This is a genomic window from Micromonospora alfalfae (genome assembly GCF_022230925.1).
GTDB lineage: Bacteria > Actinomycetota > Actinomycetes > Mycobacteriales > Micromonosporaceae > Micromonospora > Micromonospora alfalfae.
The window spans coordinates 85,966-105,862 of record NZ_JAKKFH010000021.1 but is presented as its reverse complement, the minus strand read 5'-3'; the positions used below and the strand labels follow the sequence as shown (position 1 = coordinate 105,862).

The window sequence follows — 19,897 nt, the reverse complement described above, 5'->3', positions numbered from 1 at the left end:
CCAGGAGGTTAGGGCCATGCGTGTCACCCTGTTGTACGCCCCGTACCCCGGGCAGTCGTTCCGCGACGAGGACACCACCATCAGTCCGGTGCGGGTCCGCAACCCCAAGAGCGCACTCGTCACGTTGGCGGCCGGCGCGCGCGCCTACCTGCGCGAATGGGGGGTCGACGCGGAGTTCAAGATCGTCGACACCCAGGTCGACGATGGCGAACCTGAGCACTACGCCTCGTTCCAGTACGGGCCGCGCACCATCGACTGCCACCGCTACGGCGGCCCGTTCGAGGCGTACGCGGACGAGGCGCGTGCCGCCGACATCATCGGGATCTCCAACAACTTCACCAACTCCGCCCGGGTGGTGACCGAGTTCGCCACGTTCCTCAAGCAGGTGAACCCGAACGCGCTGATCGTCGGCGGGGGGATGGACGTCACCGCCCGACCGGACTGGTATCTGGCCAACGGCTTCGATGTGGTCATCCAGCTTGAGGGTGAGCTCACCTTCGCCAAGCTGATCCAGGCCCGGGCGACCGGCCAACCCATCGAGGGGATGGTGATGACGCGGCGGGTCGGCGACGGGCTCGTCATCATGGGTGGCGCGCAGCTCAACCTGGCCGAACTGCCGCCGATGGCGCTCGATCTGATCGACGACCTGTCGGTGTACGACGACACCGGCGAGGGCCAGCCGCCGATGACGGTGCGGGCCCCGTTCACCTGTTTCGAGACCTCGCGCGGCTGCTACCGGACCTGCTCGTTCTGCGCGACCCCGATGCGCGGGCACTACCGCTACATGAAGCCGGAGGTGGTGCGGCGGCACTTCGAGTACCTGAAGTCGATGGGGATCTCGAACATCCTGTTCCAGGAGGACAACACGCTCTCCCGGATCCAGCGATCGGGTCGGGGGACGCTGCTGCACGACAGCGGCCGGGAGGACACTCTGGAGATCTTCCGGATGGCCCGTGAGATGGGCTTCTCCTGGGAGTTCGCCAACGGACTGGAGTTCGGCAAGTTCCTCGACCTGGGTGAGGTCGACCGGGAGTTGATGGAGACCCTGTTCTGGAACGACACCAGCGGGGACCGCTGGATCGGCTGCTACCGGGTGCAGATCCCGCTCGAATACCTCGGTGACGAGCCCACCAAGAAGTTCAACAAGCTGCGGCCCTTCCAGGAGCAGTTGCAGATCGTCACCTCGATGCTGGATCTCGGCGTCCGCTATCTGACCTTCAACATGCTGATCGGGCATGACGACGACGACCAGGCGATGATCGACATGTACCTCGACCGGTGCCTGCAGCTGAAGGCCCGGCTCAACGAGGCGAGCACCGAGGCAACAAACTACTTCAATGTCTTCAACCGGACCCTGCTCCCCGGCACCGCGGACTTCCGGAAGAAGGCGGATCGACTATCGTTCGACATCGAGAAGACGCCGGAAGTGATCAGCGTCTACCTCTCGCCGATGCCGTCGAACCACCTCTCCTACTACCAGCTGTTCGAGCAACGCCTGCGGCTCACCGAGGCGTTGAACGGCTCGCTGATCGACCAGTACGACGGCATCTACCGGCCGCGCACGCAGAAGGAGTCCGTCCCCGTTGTCTGAACTGGTGACTGATGTCGCTGGGTGAGGCCGTCGGGCGTTACGCCGCACTCTGGCGTACGCCCGGCGTTCCCCGGGTGATGTTGCCCGCGATGCTCGCCCGGCTACCGGTGGCCATCGAACCGCTTGCGATATTCCTGCACATCAGCGCCAAAACCGGTTCCTACACGGCCGGCGCGACGGCCCTCGGCGTCTTCTCGGCGGCGTTGGCCGTCGCCTGGCCGCTGCACGGCCGGCTGATCGACAGACGCGGTCTGCGGGTGGTGCTGCTGACACTGGCAGCGCTGCATGCTGTGGCACTGGCCGTCTTCGTCGTCGCGAGCAGCGGCCCGGCCTGGTTGCTGGTGGGCTCGGTCGCGCCCGTCGCGCTCACCATGGCACCGGTGGGCTCGACCGTCCGCGCGGCCTGGGCGTTGATCCTGCCGCCCGGGCCGGCACTGAACACCGCCAACGCGTTGGAGGCGGTGCTGATCGAGGTCTTCTTCGTGATCGGCCCCGCAGTGACCGGCCTGTTGACAGGCGTCTTCAGTGCACTCACCACGACGCTGCTGGCCGGCGGAATGCTCGTTGTCGGCTCCCTCCTGTACGGCACCGCACCCGCCGTGGCGACGATGCGCAGGGAGGCCGACGACGCCGAGCCGGGCGCGACCGACGGTGCAAAGAGCCATCCCCGGGGCGGGCGGAGGCCGTGGCGCATTCCCGGCGTGGTGGCGATCCTGGTGGCCGCCGGCGGGGCGGCCGCGGCGTTCGCCGTACTCGAGGTCACAGTGCCGGCGACAGTGTCGGCGCACGGGAACGCCGCGGCGACCGGCGTCGCGCTGCTGTCCCTGCCCCCGGCGGCCAGCGTCCTCGGCGGGCTGGTCTACGGCGCGCGACACCACACCCGACTGCCGGTCAACCGCTACCTCGTCCTGCTGGCGGTGGCGTTCGCGTGCATGGTCCCGCTGGTCTTCGCCACGTCGGTCCCGGTGCTCGCGGTGTGCCTGTTCCTCGCGGGTCTACCCCTGGCGGCGCTCAGCTCGGAGGAGTTCGGCCTGCTCGGCAGCCTGGTGCCCAAAACGGTGATCAACGAGTCGTTCGCCCTGGCGGCCACGATGATGGCGGTGGGCAGCGCGGCCGGGACGCTGGCGGCCGGCGCCGTCCTGGGCTGGCTCGGCCCCACCGAGGCGCGGCTGCTGTCCCCGACGGCCGCCCTGATCGCGTTCGCGGCCGTCTTGTCGATGCGGGCTACGCTGAGCAACGTCGATTCATTGGCCACAGCCGACAGCGGAGCGTGACGGGACAGCGCGGTCGAAGAACGCCCGGGGTGGGGATCGGAAAAGCGGGGGGACACGTGTCCGGAAACGGCGCGGAAGATTACTACGGCCTGCGCAGATGCATGGTGACGGCGCAGGAGGCACTGGACAGACGGTGGGCGGACGACGCGGACGTGGTCGTCGTGACCGACCCACCCCGGGAGCACTGGGCGGGTCTTCAGGCCGCCGGCTTCCGGATCAAGCCACGGTGGGTGACCTGGGGGCAACCCACCCCGCCCAGCACTGAGGACTTCCTCGCCGGGCTCTCCAAGGCGGAGCGCCGCAACTTCAGGGATGTGCGGCGGTACGTCGACACGCAAGGGCTCGCCATCGAGGTGCACGCCCGGCTCACCCCGGAGCTGTTCACCGAGTTCCTGGCCGTGTATGACGCGCAGATCGCCGCCATGCCGCACGGCCTGCCAACGGCGCACTGGGTCGACGCCACAGAGACCGGGCTCGCCGACTTCTTCCTCGTCGCGGCGCGCGCCGGGAACGAGTTGATCGCCGGTGTCGTCTGCCGCGTCGCCGCGTCCGACCCGGCCATGCGGATCGCCTTCTCCGCCGCGCGGCCGCAGGTCCGCCAGGCGATGATCAGTCGAGCGCTCTATCTGGCCGCGTTCGAGGAGGCCCGCCGGCGTGAGTTCGCCTGGATCTCACTCGGCACCGACCCCACCCTGTACGGCCACATCGCCCAGGCCGGGCTGTTCACCTTCAAGAGCCGACTCGGGTTCGTGCCGGTGCCGCTGCACCACCTCGACCCCGACGACGACGGCTGCGACGAGGCGGAACTGGTCCTCAACACGGAACGGCTCAGCGAGCCGGCGCTGAGCCTCTGCTACGCCCAGCCACCGGATCGACCGGGCACCTGGGCGGATCCGCTGCCGATGCGGCTCGACGTACTCAGCCCGGCGCACGGCCTCGATCTGCGCCCGTACCGGGCCTCCTTCGTCACGGAGACCGTCGTGGCTCCACCGGGCGTCGGGGTGGCCGCGGACGGGGTCGTCGTGATCGTCGACCCGTTCTCGACCGGCGCGCTGCTGGCACCCGCCCTCAACCGGCAGGGTCGGCGCTGTGTCGCGGTCCTCACCGGAACCATCAACGAGCGGTACGCCGCCGGTCTTCGCCGCGACGACTTCCTTGCCGTGTTGACAGTGCGCGGCGAATCCCCGCAGGCCCTCGGCGCCGCCGCCGAACTGCTCGCACCGATGCGGCCGGTCGAGGTGATCGCGGGCAGCGAGTGGGGCGTCAACGTCGCCGACGACCTCGCGGAGCTGCTGGGGCTGCCCGGCAACGTCCGCTCGGCGGACCGTCCCCGGCGGGAGAAGCCCGCGATGATGAACGCGGTCGCCCGTGCGGGTCTGCGGGTGCCGCTCGGCGCGCGGGTGGGCAGCGTCGAGGAGTTGGACGACTGGCTCGCTACCAGCCGGGTGTTGCCGGTGGTGGTCAAGCCGGCCGCCAGCGCCGGCTCGGAAGGGGTGTACTTCTGCGCGGACGAGGCCCAGGCGCGGGCGGCGACGGCGAAGCTGCTCGGCGCGACCAACGCCATGGGCCAGCCGAACGACTCGTTGCTGGTGCAGGAGCAGCTCGTCGGCCAGCAGTACTTCGTCAACAGCGTGAGCCTCGACGGCCGCCACCACATCCACGAGATCTGGCGCGACGACCGCTTCTTCATCGACGGCCGCCCTGTGTACGACAGGCAGGTCCTGCTGGACGGGACCGGTGCCATCGAAGGCGTGCTCCGCCCGTTCGTCGAGGGGGTGCTGGACGCGCTGGGCGTGCGTACCGGCCCGGCGCACACCGAGCTGCTTGTCGACGACCGGGGGCCGGTCCTGATCGAGTCCGGGGCGCGGCTTGAGGGTGGCGTCACCCCGGCCGGGCCCGAGCGGGCCACCGGGGTGAGCCAGTTGTCGCTGACCGTCGAGCGGTACACCGACCCGGCCCGTTTCGCCCGGCGGATCGGCGCCGGCTACCAGCGGCAGCGGGCCCTGATGGTGGTCTGCCTGGTGGCGCCCTACGACGGCGCGGTCGCCGAGGGCGCGGCCCAGCGACTTGCCGAGATCCCCTCGGTCTTCTGCGGGTCGGCGTTGGATCTGCTGCCCGGCACCCCGGTGCACCGGACCATCGACCTGTTCACCTCGCCCGGTCATCTCTACCTGATCGCGGATGATCCGAGCCGGCTGGAGGAGGACTACCAGCGGATTCGTGCTCTCGAACAGAAGGATCTGTACGAGTACAGATAAGGGGTAGATCTTCGTTGGGTGGGCTATATCCTGAGCGCTGATCTCCCGAATGAGGATTTGATGGATGAGTTCACCTATCGCGACGGTTCCCTCTGGTGTGAAGGGGTGTCGCTGACCTCGGTTGCCGAGCGGTACGGCACACCAACATACGTCTACTCCGCGAGCACCCTGATTGATCACTACCGCCGATTCGCCAAGGCCTTCGACGCGGTCAGCCCATTGGTCTGCTTCTCAGCGAAAGCGCTGGGTAACGTACACCTGCTCAGGCTGCTGGGCCGGGAGGGCGCCGGCATCGACGCGGTCAGCGGAGGCGAACTGCACCGGGCGATGGTGGCGGGGATCGACCCCGAGCGGACGGTGCTGGCCGGGGTGGGCAAGTCCGAGACCGAGCTTCGGGAGGCGGTCCGCCGCAACATCCGCTGCATCAACGTCGAGTCCGAGGCCGAGGTCGAGTTGCTGTCGCGGATCGCCCGCGAGGAGGGCGCACGTCCTCGGCTGGCGATCCGGGTCAACCCCGATGTCGCGCCTGACCAGCGCACCCCGGCCCGGACGACCACCGGCACCCGGGGCGGCAAGTTCGGTGTCGACATCGATCGGGCCGGCGCGCTGTTCGCGCGTGCCGCCGCCGACGAGGCGCTGCGGGTCGAGGGCTTCCACATCCACCTGGGCAGCCCGATCTTCGACCCGCAGGTCTATGCCATCGCCCTGGACCGGCTGCTCGCCCTCGTCGCCCGGATGGAGGCGGCCGGGCACCGGATCACGACGCTCAACCTGGGTGGCGGTTTTCCGGCCGAGTACATCGACCGCACCGCGCCGAGCTGGGACGATTTCGCCGAAGTGATCGTGCACCGGCTCACCGGGTTCACCAGGCAGGGCGGTCAGGTCATATTCGAGCCGGGCCGCACCATCGCCGCCAATGCCGGAATTCTGCTCAGCACGGTCCGCTATCTCAAGCAGGCCGGTGACCAACAACTCGCGGTGATCGACGCCGGCATGACGCACATCGCCCGCGCGGCGATGTATGACAGCTACCACTTCATGTGGCCTGTGCAGCCACCCGCGGAGGCGATCCCCAGTTCACGCGACGTGTCCGGCGTCGAGGGTCTGACGACGTACGACGTGGTGGGCCCGATCTGCGAGTCGAGCGACTACCTGGCCCGGGGTCGGTCGTTGCCGGCGCTGAAGGCCGGCGACCACTTCGCGATCTTCACGGCTGGCGCCTACGGCATGACGATGACCAGCAACTACAACAGCCAGTTGCGCCCAGCCGAGGTGCTGGTGCACGGCGACCAGGTCTCGTTGATCCGTCGGCGGGAGACGTACGACGACCTGGTGGCGCTGGAACTACTCGACGACGGTAGCGACCAGGACGGCTGATGAAGGACGACGTGTCGGTCACGGCCCTGCGGTCGGTCCGCGAGATCGGCGAGCAGGTGTGGAACGGCCTCGCCGAGGGTGAGGGGTTCTACCTCGGTTACCCGTGGATGGCCTGGGCCGAGACCGACCCGTCGTTCGTCACCACCTATCTGGTGGCCCGGGACGCCACGGGCGCCACGGTGGCGGCGGTGGCCACCTATCTCTGGGCCGGCGCGAGCGTGCCGTCGATGAACCTGGCGTACAGCCCGGGTCACATCGCTGAGGAAAATCTGGACCGGCCGCTGTCGGCCGAGGAGCACGCGGCGTTCCTGCCCGCGTTGCTGGTGGGTTCGCGGGCCGGCTACCACGGCGCTGTCGCGATCTCCAAGGAGTTGACCGGCGACCGGCGGGACGCCGTGCTGACCGCGCTCTTCGCCGAGGTGGAGGCACTCGCCGGGCGGCTCGGGGCAGCCAGTGTCGCGTTGCTCTACACCCCTGCGGAGCACCTGGCCGCGTACCAGGCGGCCTGGCATCGGGCGGTCGGCCCGGCCGGCCGCGGTCCGGTGGCGGCGATGCTGTCAGCCGAGGCGGTGTTGCCCGCGCCAGGCGGCGAGGTCTCCGACCGGGCCGCCGAGGCGGCGGACCGGCGGGAGTGGCGACGCGAACGCCGACGGTACGACGACGCAGTGGACCGGGTGGAGACGGTCCGGCTCTCCGAATGCGTGGACGTGATCGCGCCACTGCTCGGCGCGACCCAGCGCAAGTACGGCGGCCCGGACACCGACGCCGACATGCACAGCTACTTCGCGTCCCAGGTGCCGGCGCTGGACGCGTACAGCCTGGTGCTCCTGGAGTTCGCCGGCGACGACGTGGTCGGGTTCAGCCTCAACTACCTGTGGCCTGACGGGGTGTACGTCCGCGCGGCCGGCTTCGACCAGTTGGCGGCGGCGTACTCGTACTTCAACCTGACCATGTACCGCCCGCGCGGTCTGGCGGCTGAGCGCGGGCTGCCCCTGGTGCACCTCGGTTCGGGCACCTACGGCGCCAAGCGCGCCCGGGGTGCCGAGCCGAGGTGGACGGCAGGCCTGGTCCGGCCGCCGGTGGGCATCCCCGACGAGTTGGCGCGCGCCTTCGCGATCGACGGCTCGGACTACCGGCAGGCGGTGCGGACCTGGGGCGGACCCGTCCCCACCATCCCCTCGCAGCAGGAAGGTGACCATGCACTATCGCAGGTTCGGTCGGCTGGGCTGGCAGGTCAGTGAGATCTCGTACGGCATGTGGGGGGTCGGCGGCGGCCTCCACGGCTGGACCGGCGTCGAGGACGACGAGAAGTTCGCGGCCCTCCAGCGCGCCGTAGACCTCGGCTGCAACTTCTTCGACACGGCCTGGGTGTACGGGCGCGGGCACAGCGAGCAGGTGCTCGGCGACCTGGTGCGGGCCAACCCCGGCACCCGGCTGTACGTGGCCACGAAGGTGCCGCCGAAGGACATGCGGTGGCCATCGACCCGGGACTCCACCCTCGATGACGTCTTCCCCCCGGAACACATCGAGGAGTACGTGCACAAGAGCCTGGACAATCTCGGGCTGGAGTCGATCGACCTGCTGCAACTGCACGTCTGGGAGGATTCCTGGACGGACGACCCGCGCTGGCGGGACACGCTCACCCGGCTGCGGGACGCCGGCCTGATCGGCGGGATCGGCATCTCGGTCAACCGGTGGGAGGCGTGGAACGGCGTACGGGCGATCGAGACCGGGCTGATCGATGCCGTCCAGGTCATCTACAACATCTTCGACCAGGATCCCGAGGACGAGTTGTTCCCGGCGGCCACGGCGCATGACGTCGCGGTCATCGCCCGGGTTCCGTTCGACGAGGGCACCCTGACCGGCACGTTGACGGTGGAGTCGACGTGGCCGGAGGGAGACTGGCGCAACTCGTACTTCGTGCCGGAGAACCTGGCCGAGAGCGTCGCCCGGGCCCAGGCGCTGAGCGAGGACCTGCCGCCCGGGATGCCGATGCCGGAGGCGGCGCTGCGCTTCATCCTGGCGGACCCCAGGGTCTGCACCACAATTCCCGGGATGCGACGGATCGCGCACGTCGAGAGCAACATCGCGGTGAGCGACGGGAAACCCCTGGAGCCGGAGGTGTTGGCGACGCTGCGCCGGCACCGCTGGTCTCGTCAGCCGACCTGGTGGTCGCAGTAGCGGCTCTGCGTCAGGCACTGATCGGGGTGGGCGGTGACCAGGAGTTGGCAAAGTAGACATTGATATTTACAGATGTCTATGGCTAGGCTCCTGGCACCCCTCTCAGATCGGAGTCAGCGATGACCTCACGACTCAACCGGCTCGCCGTCGCGTTGCTCGCGACGACACTCGCCACCCTCGGCATCACGGTCGCCAACCCGTCGCCCGCGTCCGCCGCCATGACCATCTGCTACAACACCAGCCAGGCGGGAAGCTACGCCAGCGTCGCCAACCAGGCCGCCTCGATCTGGAACAACGCCACAGTCAACCTGACGCTCTCCGCCAACTGCGGCTCCAACCTGCGCATCTACCGGATCACCGGCGGCGGCTCGTACGCCCAGCGGACCAGCCTCGGCAACGGCCGGGTCTACATCGACACCCAGCAGGCCGCCCAGTACAGCGTGCTGCGGATCATGACCCACGAGATCGGGCACATCCTCGGCCTGCCGGACAACTACAACGGAAACTGCGCGCTGCTGATGTCCGGCGGCAGCGCCGGCACCAGCTGCACCAACGCCTACCCGAGCACCGCCGAGGCGAGCCGGGTGAGCAACCTCTTCGCCGGCACGTTCAGCGCCACCGACCGCAGCGCGGACATCTTCCGCGACAGCTGGCCGAGCGTGCTCACCTCCGTGAGCTGACCGCCCTGGCACGTGGAAGGGGCCGGCGCGCGTGCGCCGGCCCCTTCGTCGCGTCCTCAGCTCGGCATCGTCCTCAGCTCGGCATCGGCGTCAGCCGGGTACGCGGACCGGCCCGCAGCACACCCGACGGCAGCTTCTTGCCGAGCAACTCCTCGGCCAACTCCGCCACCTCGATGAGCGCCGGCAGGTCGATGCCGGTGTCGATGCCCATGTCGTGCAGCATGTGCACTGCCTCCTCGGTGGCCAGGTTGCCGCTCGCCCCCGGCGCGTACGGGCAGCCACCGAGGCCACCGACGCTGGCGTCGAACTCGGTCACCCCCAGCTCCAGCGCTGTCAGCAGGTTGGCCAGCGCCGTACCCCGGGTGTTGTGGAAGTGCAGCAGCACCGGCACGTGTGCGTTCCTGTCGCGTACCGCGCTCAGCAGCTCGCGGACCCGACGTGGGGTGCCCATGCCTGTGGTGTCGCCGAACGCGACCCGGTCCGCGCCGTCGCGGACCACCCGGTCCACGATCCCGGCCACCCGTTGCGGGTCGACGTCCCCCTCGTACGGGCAGCCGAAGCTGGTCGCCACGATCACCTCGACCCGCGCCGACGCGCCGTGCAGCAGGTCGATCAGCTCGGCGATGTCGTCCAGCGACTCGTCCGTGGACCGGTTGACGTTGCGCCGGTTGTGGGTGTCGCTGGCCGAGACCACCACCTCGATCTCGGTGAACCCGGCGGCGAGGGCCCGCTGGGCGCCCCGGGTGTTCGGCACCAGCGCGGAGTACCGCACCCCGTCGGCCTTCATCGCCCGCTGCCACACCTCGTCGGCGTCGGCCATCTGCGGAATCGCCTTGGGGTGCACGAACGACACCGCTTCGATGCGGCGTACGCCGGTGCCGGAGAGGCCGTCGAGCAGCCGCACCTTGGCGTCGGTCGGGATCGGGTCCTCGTTCTGCAGCCCGTCCCGCGGCCCAACCTCACGGATCGAGACGAAACTCGGCAGGTCCGCCATAAGGGGTCACCTCACTGTGACGAAAGCAGTGCTTGGGGGTCCTCCCAGCATGCCACCCCGCTGTTGATCAAGAGGTTTGCGTCATTCGCGGCGCAGATCCTGACGCAAACCTCTTGATCACCGGGGGTGGGCACCGGGGCGGTCAGCGCATGCGGGAGACGATGCCGGTGTCGTAGGCGCCGGAGAGGAACTCGTCGTTGGTGAGCAGCTCGGCGAAGAAGGGAACGTTGTTCTTCGGGCCCTCGATCTGGAACGCCGCGACGGCCGCCTTCGCGCGGTCGAGCGCCTCGTCGCGGGTCGCGCCGCTGACGATCAGCTTGGCCAGCAGGCTGTCGTAGAACGGGGTGACAGTGTTGCCACCGGTGTAGCCGGAGTCCACCCGGACACCCTCACCGGTCGGCTCGACCCACGTCCTGATCACACCCGGACCCGGCAGGAAGCGCTTCGGGTCCTCCGCGTTGATCCGCATCTCGATGGCGTGCCCACTCGGGGTCAACGCGTCCGGGTCGAACGTCGGCGCCAACCCGGAGGCCACCCGCAACTGCTCCTCGACCAGGTCGATGCCGTAGACGTACTCGGTCACCGGGTGCTCCACCTGCAACCGCGTGTTCATCTCCAGGAAGAAGAAGTCTTCGGAGCCGGGAGCAGTGCCAGCAGCGTCCCGCTCACGCGGGACCATCAGGCACTCGACAGTGCCCGCGTTGCGGTAGCCGACCGCCTCGCCGGCCCGCACCGCCGCCGCCAGGAGCCGGGACCGCAGCTCCGGCGAGACCGCCGGCGACGGGGACTCCTCGACCAGCTTCTGGTTGCGCCGCTGCACCGAGCACTCCCGCTCGCCGAGCGCCACCACCCGGCCGTCGGCCAGGCCGAGGATCTGCACCTCGACGTGTCGCACCCGGGGAAAGTACCGCTCGATCAACACCGAACCGTCGCCGAACATCCGCTCGGCGAACGCGCGCACCTTGTCGTACTCGGTGCGCAGCGCGGCCTCGTCGACCGCCACGCCCATGCCCATGCCGCCACCGCCGGCGGCGGCCTTGACCATCACCGGGTAGCCGATCTCGGCGGCGGCCGTCACCGCAGCGTCCAGGTCGGCGGCCGGGTCGGTGGTGCCCGGTGCGACCGGCACACCGGCCGCCGCCATCAGGTTCCGGGCGTTGATCTTGTCGCCCATCGCGGTGATCGCGTCCGCGTCGGGTCCGACCCAGATCAGGCCACTCGCCTCGACGGTCCTGGCGAACTCGGCGTTCTCCGACAGGAAGCCGTACCCGGGGTGAATGGCCTGCGCACCCGTCGCCTTCGCGGCGGCGAGGATCGCCTCGGTGTTGCGGTAGCTCAGCGCCGGGTTCGGTGGGCCGATGAGGACCGCCTCGTCCGCCTCCGCGACGAATGGCAGGTCGGCGTCGGCCTCCGAGTGCACAGCGATCACGCGGATGCCGAGCCGCTTGGCGGTCCGGATGATCCGGCGGGCGATCTCGCCCCGATTGGCGACCAGCAGTGACTCGATCATGTTTCCTCCCGGCGTCCGGATGGTGGGACGATGTCAGGGAATCATGACCGGCACGGTTCTGACGAGTCGGCTCAGGCGAGCAGCGCGGCCAGGGTCGCGCCGCGCAGCAGCTCGGCGCGGCGTCGCCGGTCCACCTCACCACCGAGGAACGGCGTCGAGTTCATCAGGCCGAACGCGGCGTGCGCGAGAACCCGCGCCTCACCGTCGGGCATCCCCGGGTGCAGCGCGGTGAGCACCGTCACCCACTCCTCGACGTAGAGCCGCTGCAGGCGACGGATCCGGCGCCGTGGCTCCTCGGGCAGGCGGTCCAGCTCGTGCAGGTGCAACGCGATCACCGCCGGATTGGCCAGCGCGAACTCGACGTGGAAGTCGATCAGCGACTCCAGCACGCCGCGCGGGTCGTCCGAACGCCCGACGGCGCGTTCCCGCCCACCGGCCAGCAACCCCTCACTGACCGGAATCAACGCGGCGGCCAGCATGGCTTCCTTGCCGGCGAAGTGGTGGTAGAGCGCCGGACCGGTGACCCCGGCGGCGGCGCCGATGTCGTCCATCGACACGCCGTGATAGCCGCGCGCCGCGAACAGACCTACCGCGATCTCCAGGATCTCGTCCTTGCGGGACCTGCGCCGGCCCGCACCTGCCGCACCCCGTGCCTGCTGCTCCACCGTCACCGGGCAAGCCTAGACCGCGAGGAGCCCGCGATGGTTGCCGGTTACTTCCGTCCGCCCCGGGCCGGGCCGCCCCTGAACTGGCCAGGGGCGGCCGGCGAGGTCAGTCGTCCTCGTCCAGGTCGTGCTCCGCGCGCAACGCGGCGGCTTCCCCGGGTCGATCGAGCAGATCGAGCACCCGGGCCAGCAGCCAGGCCGTCTGGCGGACCTGCCGCGAGGCGGCCGGCAACCCGCCGAGTACGCGGCGCAGCAGCGGCTCCGCCTCGACCGGCCGATCCAGGCGCAGCAGCAACTCACCGATCAGGGTCTCCACCTGGGCGGCCTCGCCGAACGCCTCGATCGACCGCAACCGGTCCGGCACCCCGGTGAGCCGACCCAGCGCCTCGTCCAGTCGCTCCTCCCCGGTGAGCACCCGCGCTCCGGCCTCGGCCGCCATCGCCAGCTCGTACAGCACCGGCGGATCGGCCTGCTCGGCCAGCTTCGCCGCCAACCCGTCCACCACCTCGACGGCGCGCAACGCCGCGTCCCGGTCGTCGGCCCAGAACCAGGCGTACGTCTCCCGTCGGCGAGCACGCAGCTCGTCCAGCGGCAGGTCGCCGAGCCGGTACGCCTCGGCCGCGGCGGCGAACCGCTCGCCCGCCGCCGCGTCCCGGTCCGCGTCGTAGAGGATCCCGCCGGCCTCCTCCAGCACCTGCGCCCGGTGCGGAAGGTTGTCCGGTCCGTCCAGATTGCTGGCCAACTGCTCCAACAGCGCCAACGCGGGATCGATCTCGCCAAGTCCGGCGTAGACGCCGGCCAGCAGGTGCCGGCAGCGGTCCGCCTCCGCCTGGGCGCCCAGCCGATCCAGACCGAGCACTGCCTCCTCGGCGACCTCGGCGGCCTCGGCGAGCCGGCCCACCATCCGGTACGCGTTCGCCAGCTCCCACCGCAGGAACGCGTCCCCCTCGGCGCCCCGCTCCACGCACAACGTCACCGCCTCGACGAAGTCGTCGACCGCGTCCGGGGCCCGGCCGGCCGCCAGCAACGCCCGGGCGCGGGCGACCCTGGCGGGCAGCTCCGCGTCCGCCGGTGCCGCCTCCAAGGCCTCGTCGCAGGCGGCCACGGCATCCGCCGGGTCGTCGACCAGCCGCGCGTACGCCAGGCAGGCACCCGTGACCACCTCGCCGACACCCAACTCCCGGCCGATCCGGCGTGCCTCGTCGACGGCGGCGCGGGCCTCGTCGACGCGGTCGGTCTGCTCCAGCAGGTGCCCCCGGTGCAGTGCGATCCGGGCCGCCAGGTGCCGATCGCCGCCCGCATCGGCCGGTACCCGGTCGAGCGCGGCGAGCGCGTCCGCCCAACGCTCGCGGTGCAGCAGCGCCAACGCCACCCGGTCGTGTCCGGCGGCCCGCTGCTGGGCGTCGCCGAGCCGGTCCAGGACCTCGGCCGCCTCCCGGACCAGCAGCAGACCCTCCTCGGTCTCCTCGTCGGACCGGGTCAACAGCACCCCGAGCCGCCCGGCGACCGTCTGGGCCGCCACCTCTTCGTCCGCCTCCCGGTACAGCTCCAACGCCGCCCGATTCAGCTTGATCGCACCCTCGATGTCGTCCTCGTCGCCACGCTCCGACGCCCGCAGCGCCAGCCGGTGCGCGGACGTGCGGGCGGGCAGCTCGGCGGCGCCGAACCGGTCGTCGAAGGCAACAAGCGCCGCCCGGAAGGTGCCCCGGTCGTGCCGGCCCCAGCTCTGTTCCGCGAGGTCCAGCAGCTCGTCCGGGCCGGCGTCGGCGGGCACTGTCGCGGCGGGTCGTTCACCCTTGGCGAGGGGTCGCACGCGCTCGGTGGACGACGCCGACGTGCCCGGCCTGGCGGCCGGCTCGTCCCCGACCGGTTGGGCCGGGCGACGGCGGACGCTCGCCGACAGCGGCACATGCTCCCCGCTCGCCTGCACGGCCAGCCGCCTGGCGATCCACTCCGACTGGTGGCTCGTGCCGTTACGGGCGTCGAAGCGGGCGGCCAGACCGGCAGCGGTCTCGGCCAGCTCGTCCGCCAACGATGCCGCCGACACCGCGGCGGCCGGCCGGCCCTCGGCGGCCCGGCGGTAAACGGCAGACGAGCCGGCCTGACGCAGCGCGGCGGCGGCCGCCGCCGCGAAGTGCATGGCGGCGGCCGGCGACGGCGGTCGGTCCAGCCAGTCCAGGTGCCGCTCGACCAGCTCGACCGCCCGCGCCTCGTTGCCGGTCAGCGTGCAGAACTCGACGTGGTCCGCGATGTCCCACAGGTTGGCGAGGTTGCCGCGCAGCCGGCGGTAGGCCTCCCGGTGCGCGTCCCGCGCCTCCTCGGCCCGCCCGGTCCGCAGGTACGGCAGGAGCAACGCGGTGAGGATCGACTGCGGCTGCTCGTTGCAGTTGAGCCGACCGGCGAGCACCGGCTCGGCCAGCTCCACCGCCTCCACGTCCCGCCCGGTGTCGGCGAGGTAGCCCACCTGGCTCGTGGGGTCACAGCCGGCGCAGTCGGACAGGCCGTCGCGCGGGGTGGTCTGCCAGAGCCGGTACCAGTGCGCTGCGGCCTCGACGTCGCCCACGTGGTCGGCGACCCGGAACCGGTGCTTGTGCACTGCCTGCAGGCTGTGCCCGCCGGCCCGATAACGGCGTTCCATGTCGTCCAGCACGGCGTACGTGCGGTCGAGCGGCACCTCCGGGAAGTTCAGCAACCCGTTGATCATGTACTTGAAGTGCCAGAGCAGGTTGTGCAGGTGACGCTGGTGGTACGGCTGGGGGTCACTGTCGAACTCGGACAGACACCAGGAGAAGGTCACGAAGGACTTGGCCGGCTCACCGCCGTAGATGTAGCCGGTGGTGGCCTGCATCCGGGTCACGAACGCAAGGTGCCTGTCGTCGGCGGCGTCCACCCGGCGCAGCAACTGCTCCAGGGCCGCGATCTGCCCCGCCCCGTACGGCATGTCGGAGATGCCACGCAGCACCCGCCACAGATCCTCGTCGCTCATGCTCACTCCCGTCCTGGAACAGCCCGGCCGAGCAGGCCGAGGAAGGAATCGTTCAGCAGCGCGGCGTCGGCGGCGCGGATCGGATGGTGGCCGAGCAGCAGCGCCTGCCCGTACAGCGCCTCGATGGCCAGACCGACCAGCTCCGGATCGCTCAGCATGGTCACCCGCCGTACCAGCGGGTTGCGGTGGTTGAGCACCAACTGCGGACGGTCCGGCGGGGCGGTGGCGGCGAGCGCGTCGAGCACTCCACCCCACAGCTCGTCGGCCCGGTCCCGGCTGGCCGCGAGCTGGTCGTTGAACGCCGCCGACCGGCTGACCAGGTAGAGCGCGGGCAGCGAGACCGGGTCGTACGCCCGGATGACCACCTCGCAGCCGGAACGCTCGACGGCCCGTTGCGCCGCCGCGAGGAACTGTCGCAGCGCCAACTCCACCTGCGGGTCGAGCGCGTCGAACCGGGTGGTGAGGTCGCTCGGCTCCAGCCGCTCGATGAGCACCGAGCGGTCCACCACCGGCAGCCGCTCGATCAGCTCGGTGTCGTACGTGTAGCCGGCGTTGACCACCGCCAGGTCCTGCGCGGCGGCGACGGCGGCGAGCTGGCGGAACTCGTCCAGGCTGGCCGCGTAGCGGACCACGCCGTAGCGCTCCCGGAACTCGGCGAGGGTGAGCGTGCCGACGTTGGTGTCCATCGGCCACCACCTGTCGACCAGCCGGAGCATCTCGTCGTCGTGCAGCGCCAGGGCCTTCACGCCGAGGTGGTGCACCTGGAGGAACTCGGCCAGCCGGCGCGGGTCGTGCCGGGCCAATCGGACCAGCCAGCCGCGCACCTGGTCGCCGAGCGCCTCCCGGGTCGCCGTCAGCAGGGTGTCCTCGTAGAGGGCCTCCCGGCTGGCGGTCGGGCGCAGTTCGGTCGCGTCCACCACGCAGTGCGCGAAGAACGCCCACTCCGGCAGCAGCCCGTCGGCGTTCTCGGTGAGCAGCATCCGCTTGAGGTAGACGCGGTGCCCGGCCCGGGCCGCCGGGTTCACCGGGGTCGGCAGGATGACGGCGACACCGGTCAGCCCGGCCTCCGGCACGGCCAGCGGCAGGACGTCGAACGGGTCCACGCCGAGTGTCTCCCGGGCGTACCGGACCAGCGCTGCGCGGTCCAGTGGCGCTCCCGGCGTGGTCGGCCAGGGCGGTTCCCCGGTGGTGGTGACGACGTCGCCGACGCGGACGGTGACCGGCAGCAGCGCGCCGAAGAGCCGGGCCAGGTCGGTGACTGTCGCAGTGGTGAACCACTGGTCCGCGTCGCGGCGGGGCACCAGCGTGACAGTGGTGCCTGGCTCGGCGCGGGCCGCCTCCGGCGGGGCCACCGTCACCGCGTAGCGGCCGTCGGCGTACCCGGTCCAGCGAACAGTGGGGTTGTCGCCGTGCCGGGTGAGCACCTGGATCTCGTCGGCCACCAGGAAGCAGGAGAGCAGACCGATGCCGAACTGGCCGAGGAACTCGTGCCGGGAGAAGCCCAGCTCGTCGCGCTTCGAGCTGCGGCCGATGGTGGCCAGCAGCTCGTGCACCTGCGCCTCGGTCAGGCCGATGCCGGTGTCGTGCACCCGTAGCGTGCCGTCGCCGGTGCTGTCCGGGGGTTCGATGCGTACCAGCGTCGGCGCGTCCGGCTCGGTCCTGCGTCGGGCGGTGATCGCGTCCACCGCGTTCTGGAGCAGCTCGCGGACGTAGACCCGCGGGCTGCCGTAGAGATGATGACTGAGCAGGTCAACCACGCCACGTAGGTCGACCTGGAAAGTGTGGTCCACGCCTGTTGTCTCCCCGGTCCCGGTGCCGGCGCTCACCGTACCCATGATCACCGACAGGCGCGGTCCCCTTCTGCCCGGCGGCTTGACCCTCGACCCGGTCGAACCGGCACGGTCGCCGGCATGACTTCCTCCGCTCTGGGCCGGGACTTCCGGCTCCTGTGGTCCGCGGCCGTCTCGTCCCGGTTCGGGGACGCGCTGCGTACCCCGGCGCTGGCCCTGCTGGCCGCGACCGCGACCCGTGATCCGCGGGTCATCGCGGCGGTCACGGTGGCCGGGCAGTTGCCGCCTCTGCTGTTCGGCCTGCTCGGCGGCGTGTACGCGGACCGCTGGGACCGCCGTCGGACGATGGCCCTGGTCGACGGGGTACGCGCTGGCGTGGTCGCGGCGCTGGCAGTCGTGGTGGCGCTCGACCAGGTCAGCGTCCTGGTGCTGCTGGTGGCGGCGTTTCTGCTCGCCACGTTGGGCACTCTCTTCGACTCCGCCTCGTTCGCGTTGCTCCCCGCGTTGGTGCCGCCGGACGCGCTGCCCCGGGCGAACGGCCGGCTCCAGGCGGGGTCCGCCGTGGCCGGTGGCTTCCTCGGAGCGCCCGCCGCCGGTGTCCTGTTCGCCGTCGCCCCGGCCCTCCCGTTCGCCCTCGACGCCGTCACCTTCGCGGCGGCCGCCCTGCTCGTGCTGGCCCTCAGTCCGCCTCCCGCCGGCACCCCGGGGACGACACGGCGGCGTGGCTCGGTGTGGAGCGAGATCGTCGAGGGGCTGCGTTGGCTGCGGGCGCACCGGACCCTGTGGCGGGTCACGCTGCTCACCGCCGCGAGCAACCTGGCGATCAGCGGAATCATGGCGGTGCTGGTGCTCTACGCGCTGGACGTGCTGCGGGTGCCGCCGGCCGGCTACGGGCTGTTCGCCGCCGCCGCCATCGTCGGGGGCGTGGCGGGGGCGCTCGGGGCGGGGCGGCTCGCCGCCCGGTTCGGCACGGTGCCGGCGCTGCGTGCGGTGCTGGCCGTGGAGACCGTGGCGCTGACCGGTTTCGCGTTGGCTCGGCATCCGGTGTCCGGCGGGATCGCGCTTGCCGTCTTCGCCGCCGGCACTGTGGTGTGGAACAGCCTGTGGGCGTCGTACGGGCAGCGGAACGTGCCGAGCGAGTTGCTGGGTCGGGTCGGCGCGGCCCAGCGGATGGTCGGTCTGCTCAGCGCGCCGCTCGGGGCGGCGCTCGCCGGGTTGGCCGCCGCGGCGTACGGCACGGTGCCGGTGACGGGCGCGGCGGCGGCGACGTTCGCGCTGGTCACCGTCGTCGCGTGGCGGACGCTGCGGCCGGCCGCGCCCGCTGTGTCGATCCGCGCGGGCTAGCCCGGCGTCCGCTCCCGGTGCGACAGCCCGGACAGGCGCAGCGCGATGCGTCGGCGGGCCGGTGGAACGGCACCGAGCAGCCGGAGCAGCACGTCGCGGGCGGGCCGACGAGCCGGGGAGACACCGGCCATCCTGGTCAGCCCGGCGGCGAAGCTCAACACGTCCTCGGCCATCGGCCGCTGCCGGGCGGTGTAGTCGTCGAGCAGCGTCTCCGGGCCACCGTCGAGCACGTCCGCCACTGCGGTGCCGAGCGCGACAGCGTCGCAGATGCCGAGGTTCATGCCCTGCCCACCGGCCGGGCTGTGCACGTGCCCGGCGTCGCCGGCCAGCAGCACCGGCCCGGCTCGGAAGGTGTCGGCGATCCGGTGGTGCACCCGGAACCGGGAGCCCCAGAGCACCTCGGTCACCCGGTCGGGTCGTCGCGCCGGGCCGCGCTCGTCGAGCAACGCCTGGAGGTAGGCCGCATCCGGTTCGGCCGGGGCGCTGGCCACGGCGGCGACCAGCCGGACCACCCCGCCGGGCAGTGGCGCCCAGACCAGCGGCCCGGGGCGGGCGAGGAAGAGCGCCGCCTCGTCGCGCGGCAGCACGCTGCGCACCCGCACGTCGGCGAGCACGAAGGACTCCTCGTCGCTGCTGCCGGTGAAGCCGATGCCAGCCAACTGTCGGACAGTGCTGTGCAGGCCGTCCGCACCAACCACGAACCGGGCCCGCAGCGTCTCGCCGTCGACCTGCGCGAGCATGCCGTCACCGGCTCGGCTCAGCCCGGTGAGCTGGCACGGCCGTCGCACCTGGACGCCACGTTCAGCCAGCTTCTCGGTGAGCACGGCCTCGGTGACCGCCTGGGAGACCAGCAGCGCGTAGGGGAAGCGGGACGGCAACTCGTGGAACGGCACCGACAGCAGCACCCGGTCCCGGTCGCGCACTGTGAAGCGCGGCGTCCGCACCGCCTGGGCGATCAGCGGCTCTGCCGCGTCGATCCGGTCCAGCACCTCAAGTGTGTACGCGTGCACGACGGCCGCGCGGGAGGTCGTGGGCGGTGCGGTCAACCGGTCCAGCACTGTCACCTCGACCCCGCGCCGGGCCAGCGTCAACGCGGTCGCGAGACCGGTGGGGCCGGCGCCCACCACCAGGACGTCGGTGCTCGTGGGCAGCATGGCCACCTCCAGGTCGACTGGGCCAACGGCCGTTGGCAAACGCTTGTTGGCAACGCTAGGGCCCTCCCAATTGCGTGTCAACAGGTGTTGGCA

At 71.2% G+C, this 19,897-nt stretch carries 14 protein-coding genes; 8 read left to right on the top strand and 6 right to left on the bottom strand.

The features are described from left to right. Nucleotides 1–16: 16 nt before the first annotated feature. From MED01_RS17755 to MED01_RS17725, 7 genes are all read left to right on the top strand, one after another. Nucleotides 17–1,591, top strand: a complete 1,575-nt coding sequence (locus MED01_RS17755) for a B12-binding domain-containing radical SAM protein (protein ID WP_238669686.1) — start codon at nt 17–19, stop codon at nt 1,589–1,591. A gap of 11 nt (nt 1,592–1,602) precedes the next feature. Continuing rightward, nucleotides 1,603–2,865 carry an MFS transporter gene (locus tag MED01_RS17750; protein WP_238669685.1) on the top strand — a complete coding sequence of 421 codons (1,263 nt, stop codon included), beginning with the start codon at nt 1,603–1,605 and terminating at the stop codon, nt 2,863–2,865. Nucleotides 2,866–2,921: 56 nt separating this feature from the next. Continuing rightward, nucleotides 2,922–5,123 carry an ATP-grasp domain-containing protein gene (locus MED01_RS36140; RefSeq protein ID WP_238669684.1) on the top strand — a complete coding sequence of 734 codons (2,202 nt, stop codon included), beginning with the start codon at nt 2,922–2,924 and terminating at the stop codon, nt 5,121–5,123. A 60-nt stretch (nt 5,124–5,183) separates the two neighbouring features. Then, nucleotides 5,184–6,500, top strand: a complete 1,317-nt coding sequence (lysA, locus tag MED01_RS17740; protein ID WP_238669683.1) for a diaminopimelate decarboxylase — start codon at nt 5,184–5,186, stop codon at nt 6,498–6,500. After that, the gene (locus MED01_RS17735; protein WP_238669682.1) at nt 6,500–7,741 is read left to right on the top strand and encodes a GNAT family N-acetyltransferase; all 1,242 of its coding nucleotides are present in this window, start codon (nt 6,500–6,502) and stop codon (nt 7,739–7,741) included. The genes lysA and MED01_RS17735 overlap by 1 nt, the downstream gene beginning before the upstream one ends. After that, complete coding sequence (locus MED01_RS17730; protein ID WP_238669681.1) at nt 7,698–8,681, top strand: aldo/keto reductase; 984 nt, start codon at nt 7,698–7,700, stop codon at nt 8,679–8,681. Before MED01_RS17735 ends, MED01_RS17730 begins: the two co-directional genes overlap by 44 nt. A gap of 119 nt (nt 8,682–8,800) precedes the next feature. Next, the gene (locus tag MED01_RS17725) at nt 8,801–9,361 is read left to right on the top strand and encodes a snapalysin family zinc-dependent metalloprotease (protein ID WP_238669680.1); all 561 of its coding nucleotides are present in this window, start codon (nt 8,801–8,803) and stop codon (nt 9,359–9,361) included. Nucleotides 9,362–9,434: 73 nt separating this feature from the next. Here MED01_RS17725 and MED01_RS17720 read toward each other — a convergent pair whose 3' ends face one another. From MED01_RS17720 to MED01_RS17700, 5 genes are all read right to left on the bottom strand, one after another. Beyond that, nucleotides 9,435–10,355 (bottom strand): hydroxymethylglutaryl-CoA lyase, encoded by a 921-nt coding sequence (locus MED01_RS17720; protein ID WP_238669679.1) that lies wholly within the window; start codon nt 10,353–10,355, stop codon nt 9,435–9,437. A 142-nt stretch (nt 10,356–10,497) separates the two neighbouring features. Continuing rightward, the gene (locus tag MED01_RS17715; protein WP_238669678.1) at nt 10,498–11,865 is read right to left on the bottom strand and encodes an acetyl-CoA carboxylase biotin carboxylase subunit; all 1,368 of its coding nucleotides are present in this window, start codon (nt 11,863–11,865) and stop codon (nt 10,498–10,500) included. A gap of 71 nt (nt 11,866–11,936) precedes the next feature. Continuing rightward, nucleotides 11,937–12,536 (bottom strand): TetR/AcrR family transcriptional regulator, encoded by a 600-nt coding sequence (locus MED01_RS17710; RefSeq protein ID WP_238669677.1) that lies wholly within the window; start codon nt 12,534–12,536, stop codon nt 11,937–11,939. 100 nt (nt 12,537–12,636) lie between these two features. Further along, entirely contained in the window at nt 12,637–15,516 is a 2,880-nt protein-coding gene (locus MED01_RS17705; RefSeq protein ID WP_238669676.1) for a hypothetical protein, read from the bottom strand. Nucleotides 15,517–15,518: 2 nt separating this feature from the next. Further along, nucleotides 15,519–17,306, bottom strand: a complete 1,788-nt coding sequence (locus MED01_RS17700) for an HSP90 family protein (RefSeq protein WP_238669675.1) — start codon at nt 17,304–17,306, stop codon at nt 15,519–15,521. 120 nt (nt 17,307–17,426) lie between these two features. Between MED01_RS17700 and MED01_RS17695 the strand changes: the two genes are divergently transcribed. Then, nucleotides 17,427–18,650, top strand: a complete 1,224-nt coding sequence (locus MED01_RS17695) for an MFS transporter (protein WP_238669674.1) — start codon at nt 17,427–17,429, stop codon at nt 18,648–18,650. Here the strand turns inward: MED01_RS17695 and MED01_RS17690 are convergent. Next, nucleotides 18,647–19,804: an FAD-dependent oxidoreductase gene (locus MED01_RS17690; protein ID WP_238669673.1), complete on the bottom strand. Its 1,158-nt coding sequence runs from the start codon at nt 19,802–19,804 to the stop codon at nt 18,647–18,649. The genes MED01_RS17695 and MED01_RS17690 overlap by 4 nt on opposite strands. Between the last annotated feature and the right edge of the window lie 93 nt (nt 19,805–19,897).